Origin of the sequence: Kitasatospora sp. McL0602, assembly GCF_052076145.1 — a bacterium.
Taxonomy (GTDB): domain Bacteria; phylum Actinomycetota; class Actinomycetes; order Streptomycetales; family Streptomycetaceae; genus Kitasatospora.
In genome coordinates, this window is the sequence record NZ_CP197246.1 from 812,109 (window position 1) to 826,604 (window position 14,496).

Sequence of the window (14,496 nt, forward strand, 5' to 3'; positions counted from 1 at the left end):
TAGGTACGTTGTAAGTACAACGCAGGAACGACCGAGAGGAACACCATGACTGCCGCACTCACCGCCAACGCACTGACCGCCCTGCGGTACGCCCCGTACGGCACGGAGGACAACGTCCGGAGCGAGGGAGACGCGCACGGGTGGGCCCTGATGGGCATCGCCGTGGACCACACAGGCAGCGCGTTCGACGTGGACGCGGACGGCTACTTCTCGGGCCCGGCGGAGGAGATCATGGCCCAGAGCAACGCAGCGGCGTTCGCGCAAGCCATGGCCGATGCCTGCGGGGAGGAGGGCGGCACGTGGGTGCGCGTCGGCGGCCGGTGCCTGTTCGACGCAAACAGCACCACCGCGACGGACGCCGTGGACGGCCTCATGGGGGCGCTCGCCGACTACCCCCTGTTGGACGAATCGGACCACTCCGAGCGGGAGTGGAACGCCATGTGCGAGGAGATCGACAGCGAGATGCCGGGCGCATACCCGGACGACGTGGACGCTTCGGACGTGCTCCGGGAACTGGCCTGCCCCGAGCTGGGCCGGATCGGGTATGACGACGTGATGGACGCCGTGCGGACGCTCGGGTACGCCCCGTGCTCGGACTGCTCCGAGTGGTTGTCCCCGACCACCGGCCGGGAAGGTGAGCCGCTGTGCCGTGGCTGCGCAGTGGAGGAGACACGGCCGAGCGTGCGCGTCATGCCCACCACCCTTAGCGAGTCACCCCGGTATGAGCTGGGAAGCCCCCTGACGGCCGTTCTGACGCCTTACCTGGACGGCCGGGCGGTAGAGCTGGGCTGCGCCTACCGCGAGGACGTGCGCGCCATCGTGCGCGGTTCGGCGGACGGCTACCGGCAGACCTACGGCCGGGCCGCGTGATGTGGCCGGGCGCACATTGGCAGCGTTGGACATACAACGCTCATGCACGTACGTTGGAGATGTGGCCGCGAGAGACCGGCCCGAAGGAAAGGAAGCACCGATGACCCGCATGGAAGCCATCGAACTGTCCGGCTACTGGCCTCGGTTGGCGCGACTCGCCTACGAGAACCCCCAGGACGCGCGCGGCATCTGCGCCGCCTTCCGAGACATGCGGGCAGAGGGGTGCGCAGGGTCCGTACTCGACAGCGTGATGGACGAAGCGCTTGGCCTCTGACCCCCACCGTTGTACAGCCACCACTGACCCAGGAGACACCCCCATGAGCCGCACCGCTGACTACCTGACCGAACTGGCCGAGGATGCCGGGCTGTTCGTTGAGATCGAAGCACTAACCCAGTACGCCGCACACGTGGGCGGGGCCGAATACGCCGTCGAGAGCTTCGAAGACGCCTACCAGGGCCAGTGGTCCAGCCTGGAGGACTTCGCACACGACCAGCTCATGGAACTGGACGACGAGTACCGGGCCGCGATGGAGGGATTCCGGGGGTGGCGTCCGGAACTCGACGTGATCGCTTGGCAGTGCGACTACTTCATCACCGGCGACGGCCACGTCTTCCGCTCCATCTGAGCTGCGCGCCCCTGGTGGGGTCCGACTCACAGCGGACCCGCGCCAAGGGTGCACAGACACCCGAACAACCACCGCCCGACCTGACCCCCCGGAGACACCCCGTGAGCACCGCCGTAGCCCCCACCATGCCCGTGATCCCCACCCTGGACGCTGACGAGTACGACATGTACCGCTGCGAGTGCGGCGGCCGGATCGAAGCCGCCGCCCGGCTGTGGTTCAACGTCACCAAGGGTGCCGACGGACAGCCCACCCTGGAGATCTACGGCGTGGCGTACGAAGACTGCACCGTGAGCTGTGACGGGTGCGGCAAGGACGCCCCCGCTGACCTGGATCTCGCCATCACGGACGCCGTGGTGGCCACGGACGCCGACCTCACCGGAATGGAGCTGTGACCGTGACCACCATCACCAACAGGCTGCGCGAGATCATCACCGAGCACGACAGCCTGACCGACGGGTGGGCGGCGTACCTCCGGGCCAACCTCCGGACCTACGACCCCGACGCCCAGGCCCGCTGCGACCAGCCCTGTGAGGACTGGGAGATGGGCGACTACGACCAGCTAGACGACGACCGTGCTCATGAGGACGCCTTGCGCCTGGACACTGTGGTCAACGAACTGCGGACCATCCTGGCCACCCTGGAGACTGCCAAGTGAGCGGCACCCGGGCCAGCGTCCGACACTTCCGGACCGGCCCCGGCGGCGAACTCCTCTGCTACCGCACCGAGTGCGTAGCCCCCGCCGTTCGGTGGGCCGACTTCGCCCACCACGGGCACCCCCGGTTCCTCTCCACCGCCTACTGCGGCGAGCACGGAGACCGGGACGCCCTCGACCCCAACACGACCATGCGGCCGATACGCGGCACGCGCTGACCCCTGGAGACACGATGATCACCACCCTGGACCTGTTGGAGCCCGCCGGAGACTGGGCCGGATTCATGCGGAGCGGGACGGCCACGGTTCACCAGGGAGCACGCGGGGCAGCGTGGGACGTCCTGGAGGAACTGGAGGGGACCGACCGGGCTGCCGTGGTCTACACCCTGGACCGGGCGATGGAGACGACCCCGTACGCGCTCGTTGCGTGGGTGGACAGCGAACCGATCGCACTGGTCGCCGACACAGCGGAGCCAGGGCCGTACGTGGTCGCGTGGGAGGGGCTGGACACCGGCCGTCGGTACTGCCGGACGTTCCGCCACGACCGGGACGCCATGGGCGCGGTCACGTCCGCGCGGATCTACGTCAACGTCCGGCTGATCGGCTACAGCCCCAACCTGGACGACTTCGAGTGGAAGCACTGAGAGGGGCCCAGGACACCCGAACACACCCCGGGCCGGTGGCGTACCGGCCCGGGTCCCGTAGACCGCTGTACGCCCGGCCTCAGGCCAGGGAGAGGACACCATGACCACGATGCACAGCACCCCCGACGTTGACCCCGGCGAGCTTGCCCGACGCGCGACCGCCCACCTGGTGACCAACGGGATACAGCTCACCGCCACGGCGGACGACGCCCCCGGCCTCACCCCGATACGGATCAACGCCATGGTCGTCCGCCACGCCCGACGGGCCACACGGGTGGACGTGATCCCCCAGGACCACGGGCAGGTGACCGTGCGGGTGTGGGAGCGACCCGGGGACGCGATGCCGTGGCGGGTGACCTTCACACCGTGCATGCGGGCAGCGTGGGCCGCCGAGCAGGGTCCGGCCGGGGAGTGGCCGGAGGATGCGCGGGAGACCACCGCGTACGCCCTCGGACAGAGCCACGCCGAGCGGTCCGGCGGGTGGCCCCGCTGGACCTACCGGCAGGTGACCGCCCACCTCGGGCTCCAGCCGGACACCGAACCGGCGGACATGGCCATCCTCGCGTACCGCTGGGGCTGGAACGACCAGGAGGACCACGGCGCGTAGGGCCCAGGCCCCGCCCTCCCCACTCCCCTGCCGGCCGCTTGGCACCAGGGGTCACCCCCTCCTGTCCGCCTGACACCAGGCCCCACCCCCTCTCACCCGGAGACACCAGTGCCCACCCCCTCCCGCCACCGCCGACCGCGAGTCCTCGACCTGTTCTGCTGCGCAGGCGGGGCGGGCATGGGCTACCACCGCGCTGGCTTCGACGTGGTCGGCGTGGACATCACGCCCCGCCCCCGGTACCCCTTCAAGTTCATAGAGGGCGACGCCCTCGACGCCATGCGGGAGATGTGCCAGGACTTCGACCTGGTCCACGCCTCCCCGCCCTGCCAGAGCAGCTGCGCTCTGACCAAGGGGACCAACAAGGGGAGGGAGTACGTCGATCTCATTCCCGAGATGCGCGAGCTGTGCCGGTGGTACGGGGTGCCGTGGGTGATCGAGAACGTCCCCGGGTCCGACATCCGGCGGGACCTCACCCTCTGCGGCGAGAGCTTCGGGCTCGGGGTCATCCGCCACCGGTACTTCGAGATCGAGTGGTCGGGCAACGAGCCGGAGCAGATGCCGCACCCGAAGCACAGGGGCCCCGTCCGGGGGATACGCCACGGCGTGTGGAAGGACGGCCCGTACATAGCCGCGTACGGGAAGGGAGGCGGTAAGGGAACCGTCGCCGAGATGCAAGCCGCGATGGGCATAACTTGGACTGATGTCCACACAGAGCTGACTGAGGCCATCCCCCCGGCCTATACCGAGTACATCGGCCGGGCCTTCATGGCAGAGTGGGGAGCGGCCCTGCGCGGGGAACCCGACACGATGCCGATCCCCGCCATCATCGCCCCGTACCTAACCCACGACGACGCGGGCCAACTTCGGTACATCCCCGCCGCGTAGGTGGGCGTCTGGCACCGGGCCCCACCCCTCCCTCCTGTGGGACCTTCGGCCCGATGCGTCCCCCGCCGGCACCCGGCAGGCTTGGAGTTCCCGGCCGACACCCGCCGTGACACCAGGACCCACCCCCTCCCCTCCGAAAGGCACCACCGTGAGCACCACCGCCCCCGTCCGCACCCCAGGCTCCGCTACCGCTGCCCTGGTCCTCGGGATCGTGACGCTGGTGATCCCCTTCGTCGGGTTCGTGACCGGCCCCCTCGGGATCGTCCTCGCCCGCAAGGGCAAGGGCCACGGCCAGGCCACGGCCGGACTGGTGTGCTCGATCATCGGGACCGTGGGGTACGCGCTGGCTACGGTGTTCTTCGTGATCGTCGCCGCATCCTCGGGCTCGTAGGCACCAGGCCCCCCGGAGGGGGCACAGCGGCCCCGTCATCCCCACCAGGGGGTGGCGGGGCCTTCTTGTCGTTGGTAGCCCGGACGGAGACCGTGAGCGGCGTCGCCGTCGGGCGGCCCCTCCGGGGCCTGTGCAGAGGAAGCCCCAGGAGTGCACCAGTGCAGAAAGTGCGGTGTGTATCAGGCTCCCGGTAACCCTTAGCTCTACTCTCTAGTGTTCTATGTATTTTTGAATAGATACATTTCATACATAACTACACTAACCACCGTCGCCGAACCCACCTGACCTGGGACAATTCCATCCTGTAGCCAGTCGCTCACAGTGCAGGCAGTGCAGCTCGAAGGCTCGACTGGCAGACTCCAGCGCCGTCAGCCCCCGGGGTCGCCGCCACCCCCTCCCCCTCAAAGGCCCCCGACCTCCCCCAGCGGACGAGGCGGGGGCCTTTCGTCGCTCCCGGCACAGTGCGTAAGCACAAGGTGACGAGCAGTCAAAAAGTTGTTCGTTCGTGCGAGGCTAGATCCCGGAGGAGGCGGGTAGGTCTGCGGGACCGTGCAACCGCGCGGAACCAACTCGCCAGGGGGCAACATGAAGCCACTACAGTTTCTCGGGATCATCCCCAACACGCCGGAGACGGACAGTCCTACGATCTGGCTGGACCCGGAGAACGGGGACCTGCTCATCCAGTCGTACAAGGCCAGCGAAGAGGACTTGAGGCGGTGCAAGGAAGTTGGCTCCATCCCGGGCCACTCCACCGACGTGCCCGAGCACGAGACCGTGATCCGACTCCCCGAGGTAATGATCAAGTTCATCACGGACCTTGCCAACCAGCAGAAGGAGTAGCGTGCCCACCCCGATCGACGCGGCCATGGCCGAGGCCAAGTTCTCGGCCGTGCACCTGGAGATGCGCGACAGCTATACGCCCAACGACCCGCAGTTCCAGCGCTACCGGGAGGGCCTGCGGTACGGCCCCGACGACCGCCCGGAGTGGTTCCAGACCTGGACCAACTTCGCCTCGGAGGCGATTGGTCGGGGCATCGTCCTGCGCCGGGCACGGATCGTCTCCGAGCCGGTGACCGAGTACATCAGGTACGAGCACCACGTCACCTACCTGAACGTGGCCGTCGGAGAGCAAGTACGTTGGCTCCCCCGCAGGTTGGCGGCGGATATCGCGCTGCCTGGCACTGACCTGTGGATGTTCGACAACTCCAAGATCATGTTCACGTACTTCTCCGGCGACGGAGACGTGGTGGACCGGGAGTGGACCACGGACCCCGGAGTCGTCCAGCTCGTGACGAACGCCTTCGAGACGGTCTGGGAACGTGCGACTCCCCACGAGGAGTACGTACTCCGGTAGTCGAACGTCATGCGCACCTCACGCTCTTCGAGCGTCCAGCAGGCCCGGAAGGCTCTCGCCGACCGGCTCCGGGAGATCCGCAAGGATGCCAAGCACACCGGGCCTGCTCTCGCGCTTCTCTGCGGTTGGCACAAGTCGAAGGTGTCCCGCATCGAGAACGCCATTACAGCACCCTCCGAACAGGACATCCGGGACTGGTGCCGGGCCTGTGAGGCTGACGACCGCGCCGAAGACATGGTGGCCAGCCTCCGCACCGTTGAGAGCATGTTCACCGAGTGGCGACGGATGGAGCGCACCGGCCTCAAGCATGCCCAGGCGGCAGTGCTCCCGCTCTACGAGCGCACCACTCGGTTCCGGTCCTACTCGCCCGGCATCGTCCCCGGCCTGATCCAGACCCGGGATTACACGCGGTCGGTCCTGCAAGCCACCCAGCGACGACGTGTGGCCGTGGACGACGTGGAGGAGGCCGTGCAGGTCCGCATGGAGCGGCAGGCCATCCTGAGTGACCACGGCAAGACGTTCGCCTTCCTGATCGAAGAGGCCAGCCTCTATCACGGCCTCGGTGGTCCCGAGGTAGCCGCCGGCCAGCTGAGCCATCTGATCACCGTAGGCTCCCTTGCGAACCTGAGCCTGGGCATCATCCCGAGGAACATGCGCCGGCACTCCATGCAGGTCGAGGGCTTCTGGATCTACGACGCGGCGCAGGTCAACGTCGAGCTCGTCTCTGGGTATCTCCAGATAACCCAGCCGTCCGAAGTAGGCGCGTACGTGGCCCGGTTCGGCGAACTGGCCGCAGACGCTGTATACGGCGCTGACGCCCGCCTCCTGGTTAGGGCCGCCCTGGGCTCCATCAGCTAGGTGTGCAACTCGGTGCAACTTGTTGGAACCGTGCCTGCCTGAATCCCTACCGTCTTGCTGACGCAATCTCACGTGCAATTGCGCGGACCGGAGGAAGGGGCGCGAGATGAGTGCTGCTGTGAGGTACGGGCCGGAGAAGCCCAAGCCGAAGGCCATCCCCGTCCCCGAGATCCCGGAGAACGCCCACGTCAACCCCCGGGGTCGCAAGACGAGTTCGTGCCACGGATGCCAGCTGTTCGACGCCTGGGCTGTGGTGGCGGCGCAGGGCACCTCCTCGGAGGCGAACCCGTGGATCGGCCGGCAGCGTAACCGTCACCGTGAGTGGGGCGAGTGCGACGACCCGACGCGCGGGGGCACGTTCAAGGACCCCGAGGACGGGGGCGAGGGTGTCTGATGACGACCGCGCAGCCCTTCCCGCGACGTCGCCGTCCGAGGCACCGACGACCAGACCGAGCCCGCGCGGCCCACGCTGGAGCCGGTCCACGAGTCCGAGACCATGAGGACGATCCGGGCCAAGAACCGTGAGGCCAACCGGCAGTCCGTTTCGAGCCTGGGCTGGCTGCCCTGAACCACAAATCTCCCGCGCAGTCCCCGTGGAAGGGGGGCATGCTCGGGCCCGCTGGCGGAGGAGTCAGCCCGCCAGCAAGCTCAGTCGGCCTCTGGCCGCTTGCAAGGCAGTAGCGCCCGCATCAGAGGCGACGCGGGCGAACACCAACCAATGGAAGGGAACCATCATGACCGACCTGTATCGCCCGGACGTTGAGGTGGCCGGACCGTTCACCGCGCTGTGCGGCGGCGGGGACAACAGCTCGGGGTCGATGGAGGACTGCATGTCCGTCGCAGCGCTCGCGGGCGGCATCGGCTACGCCGTCGGTGACACCAAGCTCGGCGACGCCAGCCCCCAGCTCCGCTACACCAAGGCCGAGCTGGTGAACGGCGCGCACCAGATCCTCGCCATGTTCGGTGAGGGCACCCCCGCGGCCTGACAGCTGATCAGCTAGGCCAAACGTGGGCCGTCCCCGCTGGAACCGGGGACGGCCCACACCCCGTAGCGTACTCACCTGACCAGGGAGCCCCTGTGAGCCTGTCCCTGCTGCTCGACCCCGAGCTGTCCGGCGTCCTCAACTCCTGCCCGACGGAGCCGCAGTTCTACCACCATCACCCCGACCGGTTCGCGGGGCTGCTGCTGCACCGCGAGGAGTTAGACGCGCTGATCGACACGAACACGCTGGCGAGCCGAAACATCGTCCTGCTCAAGGACGGTGGCCCCGTCGACCCCTGCCTGTACGTGGTCGGCGACATGCCCCGGCAGGGGTACATCCGGCGGTTCCTCAACGACGGCGGGACGCTCTCCGTCCGGGCCCTGGATCAGATGAAGCCTATGGTCGCCGACATGGCGCGGGCCATCGCGGCGGAGACCGGATACGAGGTCCACGCGAACGCGTACTACACCCCGGCCGGAGCGCACGGGCTCCGCTACCACTACGACCCGTACGTGACGCTGATCGTGCAGTTGTCCGGACAGAAGGCGTGGCCGCTGCATCGCCCGTTCGTGGAGAACCCGGTACGGGAATACGGGAGCTTCCACACCCGGGGGTTCACGCCGGACGAGCGGAAATTCCTGGAGCACACCCCGCCGGAAGAGACCCCAGTACTCAAGCCGGGTGACGTGATGTGGCTCCCGCGCGGGTTCGTCCATTCGCCGTACACGGTCGGGGACGAGCCGTCGCTGCACCTGACGTTCGCGCTCAAGGAGAGGACGGGCCAGTGGGTTGCCTCCGAGGTGGCCGGCCTGGTCCTCCGCCAGGCTCTCGCCGACCCGGCGATGCGGGCGGCCCTGGCCCCGGAGGCCCTGCACGACCCGGCGGGGGCCGTCAAAGAGGCCCGCGCGTACCTGGTCGGGGCCCTGGCCCGTGCGGACATAGCCGAGCTGGCCGACGCTGTCCGGCGCGCGGCGCACCCGGAGCCCTTCCCTGCCGGGCTTCCGGTCGCGGGTGTGGGAAGCTCTCCCACTCCAGCTCTCCCAACTCCCCGCTGAAAGGCGCAAATCCAGCCCCATGGCACCGATCGACTGGAACGAGTACCTACAGGGTGACCCGGTACCGGGACTGCACTTCCACTGCTTCCGCTGGTCCGGCCAGGGCGGGCTATTGGAGAGCTACAAGATGCAGAGCCAGCGGAACCCGGGCACGGCCGACTTCGACGCGTCGGACCTGCCCCCCGAGGCAACGCGGCACTACCTGCTTAAGCGCCGACTGGTGGCCGCCACGTTCGAGTCGGCCAAGCAGGCCGCCGAGTGGATGCGGGAGCAGTGGGACGCCTCACCGCCGAAGATCACGCACAAGGACCCCGAGAGCCGGCAGCAGTTCGCGGAGCGGACTCTTTCCCTCGGGAAGCCTGACGTCTGGTCCTGGTGGTACCCAGAGCCGGGGGCTCCCACGAAGGTCCACCTTGCCGTGGTGCCGTGTCCGTACCACTGGCCGGATGACCCAGAGCCGATGCCGTGCCCTCAGCCTCCGCAGTAGGCGGATAGGAATCCTATCATCGGGCTCGAAGTCGAGATAACCCGAGACGGGCCCACTGCTGGGCGGGTGGTCTACCTTCCGACCGAGACGCTGGCCGAGGCCGAGCTGACCATGGCGCGCCTGCGGGAGCACTCGAAGGCCGTGCGGGCCGAGGCGGGCGAGGCTCTGGGAATCGCGTTGCCCCGCCAAAGCGCATAAGCGTCCACCTCTGGCTCTTTGCCCAGCTCAGAGCGGAGGTGGAAGGGCGTACACTCGCTCCAGGACTCCGGGCTCGACACCTACCAGGCCAACACCGCGCTCGGCCTCCCCGAGGACAGCCGCGACTACACCGCCGCCGCCCAGATGCTCACCACCCTCGGCGCCCGCACCATCCGCCTCCTCACCAACAACCCCGACAAGGCCACCCAACTCACCACCCACGGCATCACCGTCACCGACCGCATCCCGACCGGCCTCCACCTCTCCCCCAGCAACCTCCACTACCTCCGCACCAAGGCCACCGGTACCCCCGCCACCCGCCCCCACGGCCTCACCCACCTCCCCCTCGGCGCCTGAGCGGCCCCTCTTCCACACTGATGGGCTCGGGCATGGCGACCACCTGGTGTTCGTCCTCGTAAAGCACCATCCCGGGAATCTGCACCCAGACCGCCTCGCAGCCCACGCCGTGCTCCTCGAGGATCTCCAGGTACCCGTTGGCCCGCTCGATGTGCTCGTGGGCGGATGCCTTGAACCAGGCACCCGCACACGGGTGGAGCTCCCGGTCGTAAAGCGATGGATCCACAGTGGACGGGTCGGTGAGGTTCGCGTCGAACCACTCGTAACCCGACTGCTTGAACGCCAATTGCTCAACGGTGAGCCTGTTCTCCCCGGCCAGACCGTTCAGCAACGCGAACACCCCCGGGTACGTTCCTCGCCGGTTCGGCACCGTCGCTTGAAACCGCACGTACAACAGCGTCTCCACCCGCAGCCCCAGAATGATCGTCTTCTCCCGGTGTGCCTGAGCTGCGTGTCCCCACGGCTCACCCGACGGCAGCTACCGTCAACTCCCTCGCTACAGTACGGCTGTGGAGGATCTCTTCGAGGAAGTCGCCAGCTCAGGGGCCCGGTTCGCCGCGAGTGTCGCGCAGCTCGGCGACGGCGGGATGCGGGCGGCGTCGGCGTTGCCCGGCTGGAGCCGGGGGCATGTCGTCTCCCATGTCGCCCGAAGTGTCGACGCCTACCTGTGGCTGCTGGCGGTGGCCCGGACCGGCGCCGAGCCCGGCCCCCGGGCGGACGGAGCGGCGATCGCGCGGGCCGTCGAGGAGGGCGCGGGCCGCTCCGCCGCCGAGCTCGCCGCCGATCTGCGCGGCCGGCTCGACCAGTTGGCCGAAGCGGCTGCCGCGATGCCCGGCGACCGCTGGGACTTCCCGGTCACGGCGCTCGCGGGCTGGCAGCACCCCGCCCGGTACACGCTCCGGCGCTGCCTGCGGGAGCTGGAGACCCATCACATCGACCTCGCGGTCGGCTACCGGCCGACCGACTGGCCGCAGGCATACGTGAGTTGGGCCCTCGACGACACCTTCGCGGCCCTGGCCGCACGGCAGTTCCCGCTCGCCCGCGTCGAGGCGACCGACCTCGGCCGCTCCTGGCGACCCGCCCCGGCGGGGCCGGTCGTCACCGGTCCCGGCCACGCGCTGCTCGCCTGGCTCAGCGGCCGCGCGAACGGCTCCGCACTCACCACGGACGGCCCGCTGCCCGCTCCGCCCGCCTGGCCGTTGCCGCTCGCCCCTGTGATCACGGCTGGTAGCGTCCGCGCATGATGAAGCGAGTGCCGTTCACCGGCAGCGAGAAAGAGAGTCTGTACGTCGCCCTCGACCGGCATCGCGACGCGGTGCTGTGGAAGCTCGGCGGGCTCGACGACGAGCAGCTGCGGCGGCCGATGACGCCCTCGGGCACCAATCTGCTCGGGCTGGTCAAGCACCTCGGGGGCGCCGAACTCGGCTGGTTCTGCGAGACCTTCGGGCGGGAGACCGGGCCGATGCCGTTCGATCTCGATGCCGACGACAGCTCGGACATGCGCGTCGAGCCGGGTGAGTCCACGGCGGACGTCCTGGCGTTCTACGCCCGCGCCCGCGCCGCCGCCGACCGGGCGGTGGCCGAGCTGGAGCTCGACGACCGGGGCACGGCGTGGTTCGGCGAGCAGGTGACGCTGCGCTGGGTGCTGATCCACATGGCCACCGAGACCGCCCGGCACGCCGGCCACCTGGACGTCCTGCGCGAGCTGATCGACGGCGCGACCGGCGACCACAACCGGGGCTGAGCACGCAGCGGCCCCGGCACGGCAGAAGCCGTACCGGGGCCGTCGACCAGCGGGTGCGTCAGTGCTGCCAGACGCGGACGTAGTCGACCTGCATGTCCGCCGGGGCGACGGTCACGCTGTCGTCGTAGACGGCGTTGTTGAGGATCAGGTACTGCGGCGAGGAGGAGACGCCCGAGGTGATCTGGCCGACCTTCTGACCGTCGTAGTAGTAGGTGACGGAGCCGGGCTCCCAGTCGGCGCCGTACGTGTGCCAGCCGCTGTAGTTGCCGGAGGCGCAGGCACCGGGGCCGCCCGAGGGCGAGTGGTAGTGGTAGCAGGCGTTGCCGCCGAGGCCCTCCATGATGTCCATCTCACCGTCGGCGGGCCAGCTCTGGCCGTCCGTCCAGAAGGCGGGCCAGTTGGCGATCTGGCCGCCGGAGGCCGGGAGGTAGATCCGGGCCTCGAAGGCGCCGTACGTGAACTGGGCCTTGCCGTTGCTCTGCGCCATGCCCGACCGGTACGGGAAGGTGGTGCCGTTGACGGTGGTCGGCTGCTGGACCGCGGTGAGGTGCAGGTTGCCGCCGCTGACCGTCGTCTGCGAGGGCGCATAGGCGGCCTTCTCGTAGCTGTTGACCGGGACCGTCGTGCAGGTGGCGCAGCCGAACCAGTTCGCCGTCCATTTGCTGGAGTCGAGCGAGCTGCCGCTGAACTCGTCCGCGAACACCGACCGCCAGCTGCCCGCGATCCCGACCGGCCCACCAGCAGTGGGCGCAGGAGTGGGTGTCGGCGTGGAAGTGGGGGTGGGAGTCGGTGTGGGGGTGGGAGTCGGCGTGGGAGTCGGCGTGGGAGTCGGCGCAGGGGTGGGAGTCGGCGTCGGCGTCGGGGCCGGGGTGCTGCCGGTCGTGACCGTGCCGACCGGGGCGAGGTTGTGCCAGGTGTTGTTCGTCTCGTACGCCACGAAGTAGGTGTACTTGCCCGCCGGGAGGGTGCGGCTCGGCGGGGTGAAGGTGCGCGGCTGGCTGGTGAGCGTGGTGGCGCCGGTGCCGCGGAAGTCGTAGTTCGCGCCGGTGGCCGAGCGGACGGCGATGGTCAGGGCCTGGACCTTGACGCGCTGGCCGGCGTGCAGCTTCGCGGTGGCGGTGACCGGGGCTCCGGCGGCGGGCGAGGCCGGGGTGACGGAGAGCGAGTCGACGACGACCGGCGCCGCTGCACGGGCGGGGGCCGCCCAGGCGGCTGTGCCGACACCTGCGCCGACGAGGGCGAGCGCGAGTGCGGCGGAGCTGCGCCGGGAGAGGGCGGTGCGACGACGGTGCTTGGGGTGATTGGGCATGCTGTGGGGAAGGCCCTTTCGTGCTGACTCCCCCCTCGGACAGGCGCGGGCCCGCGCCGCTCCGGCAGGGAGGCCGCGGACTCACAGTGTTGGAGCCTGCGGGAAGAGCCCGCGCCGGGGCAAGGCCCGACGGGCTGCCGAGCACCCGAGAAAGGCATGTACACGTCCAAAACTGCTGGTCGGAGCGGGTGGCCCGACAAACTGTGACGTCGCGCACAGCCGCCGCACGGTGCACCCTTGGGAGAGGGGCCGTGCTGCCGAGGGGAGCCCTCCGATGTCGCTGGAACGACCGGTCACGGTGGTCGGCGCTGGCCCGTACGGGCTCGCCGTCGCCGCGCACCTGAAGGAACGTCAGGTCCCGGTACGGGTGCTCGGCGAACCGATGGAGAGCTGGCGCGAGCGGATGCCCGCCGGGATGTACCTCAAATCGACGCCCCGAGCCTCCGCGATCGCCGATCCGGCGGCCAGGCACCGCTTCCTCGACTTCCGCGCGCAGGAGGGCGGCGGCTGGGTCGGCGACCGGTACCCGGTGCCGGTCGAGGAGTTCGTCCGCTACGGAGAGTGGTTCCAGCGCCGGTGCGTGCCCGAGCTGGAGCGCAGCACGGTGACCGGTGTCAGCGCCGGGCCGGGCGGGCTGCGGCTGCGGCTGGACACCGGCGAGGAGTACGCCAGCCGCGCCGTGGTGCTCGCCACCGGGCTGGGGCCGTACCCGAGGATGCCGGAGGCGCTGGCGCCGCTGGCCGAGGCCGGGCTCGCCTCGCACTCGTCGGAACACGCGAGCCTGGCGCACTTCGCCGGGCAGCGCGTCGCGGTGATCGGCGCCGGGCAGTCGGCGCTGGAGAGCGCCGCGCTGCTGCACGAGGCCGGCGCGCAGCCGACGGTGGTGGCGCGGGCCCGGCGGCTGGTCTTCGGCACCCCGCCCTCGCGGGAACGGCCCGGTGACCGCCCGCTGCGCGCGCGGATCGCCCACCCCGGCTCGAATCTGGGCGAGGGGTGGCCCTTGCTGGGCTACAGCCAACTGCCCGCCGCCTTCCGGCACCTGCCCGACGACACCCGCCGGGAGCTGGTCCGGACGGTGCTGGGCCCGGCCGGTGCCTGGTGGCTGCGCGAGCGGGTGGAGGACCGCGTCACCGTGCTGACCGGCCACGCCGTCCACCATGCCGAGGCCGTCGACGGCCATGCCCGGCTGCGGCTGCAGGGGCCGACCGGGACGGTGGAGGCCGACCACGTCCTGGCCGCCACCGGCTACCAGGTCGACGTCGACCGGCTCGGCCTGCTGGACGAGAACGTACGGCGGGGCGTGCGGTGCACGCCCCAGGGCGCTCCGAGGCTGTCGGAGCACTTCGAGTCGTCGGTGCCGGGCCTGTACTTCACCGGGCTGTCATCGGCGGACACCTTCGGGCCGGTGATGCGGTTCGTCTGCGGCACGGGGTTCGCCGCCCGCCGCATCAGCCGCGCCCTGGCCTGAGAACGGCCG

Annotated in this window: 23 protein-coding genes; 21 read left to right on the top strand and 2 right to left on the bottom strand. The window is 69.7% G+C overall.

What is annotated here, in order from left to right:
• Window positions 1-45 precede the first annotated feature (45 nt).
• From ACR68M_RS03830 to ACR68M_RS03915, 18 genes are all read left to right on the top strand, one after another.
• Window positions 46-870, top strand: a complete 825-nt coding sequence (locus ACR68M_RS03830) for a hypothetical protein (RefSeq protein WP_441248957.1) — start codon at window positions 46-48, stop codon at window positions 868-870.
• A 100-nt stretch (window positions 871-970) separates the two neighbouring features.
• Window positions 971-1,144: a hypothetical protein gene (locus tag ACR68M_RS03835; protein WP_441248958.1), complete on the top strand. Its 174-nt coding sequence runs from the start codon at window positions 971-973 to the stop codon at window positions 1,142-1,144.
• A gap of 43 nt (window positions 1,145-1,187) precedes the next feature.
• Complete coding sequence (locus ACR68M_RS03840; protein ID WP_441248959.1) at window positions 1,188-1,496, top strand: hypothetical protein; 309 nt, start codon at window positions 1,188-1,190, stop codon at window positions 1,494-1,496.
• Window positions 1,497-1,597: 101 nt separating this feature from the next.
• The gene (locus ACR68M_RS03845) at window positions 1,598-1,888 is read left to right on the top strand and encodes a hypothetical protein (protein ID WP_441248960.1); all 291 of its coding nucleotides are present in this window, start codon (window positions 1,598-1,600) and stop codon (window positions 1,886-1,888) included.
• A 2-nt stretch (window positions 1,889-1,890) separates the two neighbouring features.
• A complete protein-coding gene (locus ACR68M_RS03850) occupies window positions 1,891-2,151 on the top strand; it encodes a hypothetical protein (protein WP_441248961.1) in 261 nt (86 codons plus the stop codon).
• On the top strand, window positions 2,148-2,366 hold the full coding sequence (locus ACR68M_RS03855; protein WP_441248962.1) for a hypothetical protein: 219 nt from the start codon (window positions 2,148-2,150) through the stop codon (window positions 2,364-2,366). The genes ACR68M_RS03850 and ACR68M_RS03855 overlap by 4 nt, the downstream gene beginning before the upstream one ends.
• A 14-nt stretch (window positions 2,367-2,380) precedes the next feature.
• The gene (locus ACR68M_RS03860) at window positions 2,381-2,791 is read left to right on the top strand and encodes a hypothetical protein (RefSeq protein ID WP_441248963.1); all 411 of its coding nucleotides are present in this window, start codon (window positions 2,381-2,383) and stop codon (window positions 2,789-2,791) included.
• 100 nt (window positions 2,792-2,891) lie between these two features.
• Window positions 2,892-3,398: a hypothetical protein gene (locus ACR68M_RS03865; RefSeq protein ID WP_441248964.1), complete on the top strand. Its 507-nt coding sequence runs from the start codon at window positions 2,892-2,894 to the stop codon at window positions 3,396-3,398.
• A 177-nt stretch (window positions 3,399-3,575) separates the two neighbouring features.
• The gene (locus ACR68M_RS03870) at window positions 3,576-4,283 is read left to right on the top strand and encodes a DNA methylase (protein WP_441248965.1); all 708 of its coding nucleotides are present in this window, start codon (window positions 3,576-3,578) and stop codon (window positions 4,281-4,283) included.
• A gap of 148 nt (window positions 4,284-4,431) precedes the next feature.
• Complete coding sequence (locus tag ACR68M_RS03875) at window positions 4,432-4,674, top strand: hypothetical protein (protein WP_441248966.1); 243 nt, start codon at window positions 4,432-4,434, stop codon at window positions 4,672-4,674.
• 585 nt (window positions 4,675-5,259) lie between these two features.
• Entirely contained in the window at window positions 5,260-5,514 is a 255-nt protein-coding gene (locus ACR68M_RS03880; RefSeq protein ID WP_441248967.1) for a hypothetical protein, read from the top strand.
• A 1-nt stretch (window position 5,515) separates the two neighbouring features.
• Window positions 5,516-6,028 carry a DUF6879 family protein gene (locus ACR68M_RS03885; protein WP_441248968.1) on the top strand — a complete coding sequence of 171 codons (513 nt, stop codon included), beginning with the start codon at window positions 5,516-5,518 and terminating at the stop codon, window positions 6,026-6,028.
• Window positions 6,029-6,037: 9 nt separating this feature from the next.
• A complete protein-coding gene (locus ACR68M_RS03890) occupies window positions 6,038-6,886 on the top strand; it encodes a helix-turn-helix domain-containing protein (RefSeq protein ID WP_441248969.1) in 849 nt (282 codons plus the stop codon).
• A 106-nt stretch (window positions 6,887-6,992) separates the two neighbouring features.
• A complete protein-coding gene (locus tag ACR68M_RS03895; RefSeq protein WP_441248970.1) occupies window positions 6,993-7,280 on the top strand; it encodes a hypothetical protein in 288 nt (95 codons plus the stop codon).
• A gap of 340 nt (window positions 7,281-7,620) precedes the next feature.
• Complete coding sequence (locus ACR68M_RS03900) at window positions 7,621-7,872, top strand: DUF397 domain-containing protein (protein WP_441248971.1); 252 nt, start codon at window positions 7,621-7,623, stop codon at window positions 7,870-7,872.
• A gap of 92 nt (window positions 7,873-7,964) precedes the next feature.
• The gene (locus ACR68M_RS03905) at window positions 7,965-8,924 is read left to right on the top strand and encodes a JmjC domain-containing protein (protein ID WP_441248972.1); all 960 of its coding nucleotides are present in this window, start codon (window positions 7,965-7,967) and stop codon (window positions 8,922-8,924) included.
• Window positions 8,925-8,943: 19 nt separating this feature from the next.
• A complete protein-coding gene (locus ACR68M_RS03910) occupies window positions 8,944-9,411 on the top strand; it encodes a hypothetical protein (RefSeq protein ID WP_441248973.1) in 468 nt (155 codons plus the stop codon).
• A 216-nt stretch (window positions 9,412-9,627) separates the two neighbouring features.
• A complete protein-coding gene (locus ACR68M_RS03915) occupies window positions 9,628-9,966 on the top strand; it encodes a hypothetical protein (RefSeq protein ID WP_441248974.1) in 339 nt (112 codons plus the stop codon).
• Here ACR68M_RS03915 and ACR68M_RS03920 read toward each other — a convergent pair.
• Window positions 9,941-10,372 (bottom strand): hypothetical protein, encoded by a 432-nt coding sequence (locus tag ACR68M_RS03920; protein ID WP_441248975.1) that lies wholly within the window; start codon window positions 10,370-10,372, stop codon window positions 9,941-9,943. The genes ACR68M_RS03915 and ACR68M_RS03920 overlap by 26 nt on opposite strands.
• 103 nt (window positions 10,373-10,475) lie before the next feature.
• Between ACR68M_RS03920 and ACR68M_RS03925 the strand changes: the two genes are divergently transcribed.
• A complete protein-coding gene (locus ACR68M_RS03925) occupies window positions 10,476-11,210 on the top strand; it encodes a maleylpyruvate isomerase family mycothiol-dependent enzyme (RefSeq protein WP_441248976.1) in 735 nt (244 codons plus the stop codon).
• Complete coding sequence (locus ACR68M_RS03930; protein WP_441248977.1) at window positions 11,207-11,710, top strand: DinB family protein; 504 nt, start codon at window positions 11,207-11,209, stop codon at window positions 11,708-11,710. The genes ACR68M_RS03925 and ACR68M_RS03930 overlap by 4 nt, the downstream gene beginning before the upstream one ends.
• A 58-nt stretch (window positions 11,711-11,768) precedes the next feature.
• On the opposite strand, the gene ACR68M_RS03935 is transcribed toward ACR68M_RS03930, so the two are convergent.
• Window positions 11,769-13,019, bottom strand: a complete 1,251-nt coding sequence (locus ACR68M_RS03935) for a glycoside hydrolase family 16 protein (protein ID WP_441248978.1) — start codon at window positions 13,017-13,019, stop codon at window positions 11,769-11,771.
• 274 nt (window positions 13,020-13,293) lie between these two features.
• Here ACR68M_RS03935 and ACR68M_RS03940 point away from each other — a divergent pair, with 274 nt between their 5' ends.
• Complete coding sequence (locus ACR68M_RS03940; protein WP_441248979.1) at window positions 13,294-14,487, top strand: FAD-dependent oxidoreductase; 1,194 nt, start codon at window positions 13,294-13,296, stop codon at window positions 14,485-14,487.
• Window positions 14,488-14,496: the final 9 nt, after the last annotated feature.

Bases quoted from the DNA above. Each gene is read 5' to 3' on its own strand.
- ACR68M_RS03900 (WP_441248971.1), top strand. From the start codon at position 7,621: ATGACCGACCTGTATCGCCCGGACGTTGAGGTGGCCGGACCGTTCACC.
- ACR68M_RS03880 (WP_441248967.1), top strand. From the start codon at position 5,260: ATGAAGCCACTACAGTTTCTCGGGATCATCCCCAACACGCCGGAGACG.
- ACR68M_RS03865 (WP_441248964.1), top strand. From the start codon at position 2,892: ATGACCACGATGCACAGCACCCCCGACGTTGACCCCGGCGAGCTTGCC.
- ACR68M_RS03895 (WP_441248970.1), top strand. From the start codon at position 6,993: ATGAGTGCTGCTGTGAGGTACGGGCCGGAGAAGCCCAAGCCGAAGGCC.
- ACR68M_RS03830 (WP_441248957.1), top strand. From the start codon at position 46: ATGACTGCCGCACTCACCGCCAACGCACTGACCGCCCTGCGGTACGCC.
- ACR68M_RS03870 (WP_441248965.1), top strand. From the start codon at position 3,576: ATGGGCTACCACCGCGCTGGCTTCGACGTGGTCGGCGTGGACATCACG.
- ACR68M_RS03890 (WP_441248969.1), top strand. From the start codon at position 6,038: ATGCGCACCTCACGCTCTTCGAGCGTCCAGCAGGCCCGGAAGGCTCTC.
- ACR68M_RS03935 (WP_441248978.1), bottom strand. From the start codon at position 13,019: ATGCCCAATCACCCCAAGCACCGTCGTCGCACCGCCCTCTCCCGGCGC.
- ACR68M_RS03910 (WP_441248973.1), top strand. From the start codon at position 8,944: ATGGCACCGATCGACTGGAACGAGTACCTACAGGGTGACCCGGTACCG.
- ACR68M_RS03940 (WP_441248979.1), top strand. From the start codon at position 13,294: ATGTCGCTGGAACGACCGGTCACGGTGGTCGGCGCTGGCCCGTACGGG.
- ACR68M_RS03930 (WP_441248977.1), top strand. From the start codon at position 11,207: ATGATGAAGCGAGTGCCGTTCACCGGCAGCGAGAAAGAGAGTCTGTAC.
- ACR68M_RS03840 (WP_441248959.1), top strand. From the start codon at position 1,188: ATGAGCCGCACCGCTGACTACCTGACCGAACTGGCCGAGGATGCCGGG.
- ACR68M_RS03860 (WP_441248963.1), top strand. From the start codon at position 2,381: ATGATCACCACCCTGGACCTGTTGGAGCCCGCCGGAGACTGGGCCGGA.
- ACR68M_RS03835 (WP_441248958.1), top strand. From the start codon at position 971: ATGACCCGCATGGAAGCCATCGAACTGTCCGGCTACTGGCCTCGGTTG.